1 protein-coding gene and 1 pseudogene are annotated in these 3308 nt (G+C 41.3%); one reads left to right on the top strand and one right to left on the bottom strand.

The genetic code is table 11. The annotated features are described in order from the left end of the window. Window positions 1-239: 239 nt before the first annotated feature. A complete protein-coding gene (locus ACYQ2O_RS11245) occupies window positions 240-2675 on the bottom strand; it encodes a glycogen/starch/alpha-glucan phosphorylase (RefSeq protein ID WP_459796642.1) in 2436 nt (811 codons plus the stop codon). 164 nt (window positions 2676-2839) lie between these two features. Here ACYQ2O_RS11245 and ACYQ2O_RS11240 point away from each other — a divergent pair. After that, window positions 2840-3308, top strand: a pseudogene (locus ACYQ2O_RS11240) (hypothetical protein); the annotation flags it as partial.

Here is a 3308-nt window from a genome sequence, read left to right as displayed (position 1 = left end):
CGAAGAAAAGGAGGATGTACTTCTACATCTTCAGAAAAAATACAAAAGAACAATGAAGACCATCTAAAACCGACGGTTTTCATTGTTCTTTTTGTTTGTTAAGAGCTGGTTTTTTCCCAGCCCCTTTGAGCCTACCCATATCCGATTCCTCTGTCTGCATGAAACCTGTTCAGACAAGAATGGAGTTCGTAGGAAGCCCCCACTTCAAAATCCGGAGGATTTAAGTGGTGGGTAGTTCACTACAAGGGTTCATCCACCAGGTGGACCCCTTCATCTTCAACAACGCAAGATCTCACTTTCCAGATATCATCTGCATAGCGCTGAATTGTATAGTCAGCTGAAAATGGAGCTGAAGAAGCAATATTCAGCAGAGATTTGCGTGCCCACTCAGACTGATCTTTATAAAGATCATCGACTTTATTCTGAGCTTCTACGTAAGATGCAAAATCTTTTAATACAAAGTACTCATCATTAAAGTTTACGAGTGAATCAAATAATGCATAGCCTTCATCCTGTAGATTCGGAATCGTTCCATTAGTCAGAGCATCCAGAACATTCCTGAGTTTCTGATCAGACCCATAAAGTTCTCTTGCCCGATAAGACTGATTTGCTTTCAATTCGTATACTTCTTTACTGGATAAACCAAAGACAAACAGATTGTCCTCTCCGACAAAGTCTCTAATTTCAATGTTGGCTCCATCCAATGTAGCCAATGTTAAAGCCCCGTTAGCCATCAGTTTCATATTGCTTGTTCCTGACGCTTCCATACTTGCCAGTGAAATCTGTTCACTGATGTCTGCAGCCGGAATAATTTTCTCCGCCAGAGACACACCGTAATTTTCAAAGAAGACAATTTTCAGCTTGTCGCCGACATCAGGATCGTTGTTCACCAGATCAGCCAGAGAGTTGATCACTTTAATAATCTGCTTCGCATAATGGTAGCTTGGTGCAGCCTTTGCGCCGAATATGAAGACTCTAGGAACGTAGTCAACAGATGGGTTCTCTTTGATTTCAAGATAGCGGTGCAGGATATGAAGCAGATTCAAATGCTGGCGCTTATAAGCATGCAGACGCTTGATCTGGACATCGAACAAAGCATTCGGATCGACTGTAATTCCTTTTACTTCCTTGATGTGATCAGCCAGACGCTTTTTATTCTTGAGCTTTACATCCGTCAGCTTATTTAATGTTTTCTTATCTTTCTCGAAGCCTTTGAATACTTTCAGTTCTGATGGAGTAAGCTTCCAGTTTTCTCCAATTTTATCGTCAATCAGTTGAGTCAGATCAGGATTGGCTAAGTGAACCCATCTTCGCTGAGTAATCCCGTTAGTTTTATTGTTGAAACGTTCAGGATATAACTCAAAGAAATCTTTCAGCACATCATTCATGAGAATGTCAGTATGAAGTCTAGCTACCCCATTCACACTGTGACTGCCGATCACTGCCAGGTGAGCCATGTTGACAACTCCATTCTGCAAAATGGCTGTCTGCCAGGTGATGCGCTCTCCATATAATGGCATAGTATTTTCAACAAAGCGATTGTTGATTTCTTCGATGATCATGTAGATTCTAGGCAGCAGCTCTTTCATCATATCGATCGGCCATTTTTCCAGTGCTTCACGAAGGATGGTATGGTTAGTATAGCTGCATGTCTTGAATGTGATTTCCCAAGCCTGTTCCCATGACAAGTGTTCTTCATCGATAAGGATACGCATCAATTCAGGCACAACTAATGCAGGGTGAGTATCATTAATATGGATAGCCAATTTATCCGGAATGTTCTTACGGGGAACATTATATTTACGGAAGTGCCTGATAATGGACTGTACTCCCGCCGATACCATGAAGTATTCCTGTTTCAGACGTAGCAGACGCCCTTCATAGTTGGAATCATCTGGATACAGGACTTGAGTGATTTCCTTGATGGGTTCTGTTTCTTCAATCGTATGATAGTTCGCTTCTTCCTCTACCGGGATTTCAGCTGACCATAGACGAAGATTATTAACTGTGTCATTTCTATAGCCAACCATAGGGGTATCATAAGGCACGGCCAGAACATTCAGTGTATTCTCATAATGCGGGACCAGATGCCCCTGATGGTTTTCTTCCAGCCAAACATTCCCACCGAATCTCACCATACAGGTAGATTTGTCGTTTCTCGTTTCCCATACATTTCTGTACCTTAACCAGTTTTCAGGCAGTTCAACCTGGTACCCATCGACAAACTTTTGTCTGAACAGGCCATATTGATAACGAATACCATTTCCATTACCTGCCATACCTAGAGAAGCCAGTGAATCCATAAAGCAGGAAGCGAGACGTCCCAAGCCACCGTTACCTAATGCAGGGTCGGCTTCTGCTTCTGCCAGCTGATCAAATGATAAATCCAGTTCGCTCAAACCTTCTTTAATTACATCTAAAAGCCCCAGGTTGTAAGCTTTACTTCTTAATTGTCTGCCCGGAAGAAATTCCATAGAAAAATAATACACTTGTTTGACACTGTTTTTAATATACTTTTCTCTAGTCTCTTTCCAGTAACTTGAAATGTAGTTTTTTACGAGGAGACCTAAAGCATTGTAAAGCTGTTCGTTTGATCCTTCTTCGTAACTGTAGGCATACATGCTTTGAAACTGCTGTTTAAATTCTCTAACAAACTGTTTAACTGTTACTTCCATAAACATTCCTCCACCTTTTCTACGTTAGTGTCAATACTTTCTTTTAATAATTGCTTACAATGGTTGTTATATCAAGGAAAAGCAAAAAAACACTTGCCCCTCCCCTAAATCTCGTTCAAAATAGTAGGTACCAACCAAACTACTTCCAAGAAAGGAATGGACAAGTGTTGTATACCCCTATTATAAACTGTCAGTTTGAAATTATCTACTATTGCCTGAAAGAAAATATCAGACAACAGGAAATGCTTGAAAAATATCGTGAATTGACCCGTTCTCTTATCGAAGAACGTAATCGTTGGACAACGCACTCCCGTGCTCCGACCGTATCTAAACCACTTGACCAGCCCTATCCTCACATGGAGATTGATGCATTGCCGGTGATCAAAAAGGTGCATGATTTAGATTACCGACTCATTCTCACTTATTCAGAAGAACTTGGATCTCCAATCAAACCGATTAGAGGAAGAACGAGAGCGAAACAACTCTCCGAAAAAGAACAGTGTTCGCGCTGCCATGCGCCTCACCAGTATCTTTACATAAACAGTAAAAAAACTGGCCAGAGACTGTGTAAAGTGTGTAAGCACACGCATATCCCTGGAAAAGAATCCGAAAAACCACGCTTAATTCGTTGCC

This window comes from Alkalibacterium sp. m-11 (genome assembly GCF_054658155.1).
The sequence above is the reverse complement of the archived record's forward strand: the minus strand, read 5'-3'. Positions and strand labels throughout refer to the sequence as shown.

Coding starts and splice junctions, on each gene's coding strand:
- ACYQ2O_RS11245 (WP_459796642.1), bottom strand. CDS start 2,675: ATGGAAGTAACAGTTAAACAGTTTGTTAGAGAATTTAAACAGCAGTTT.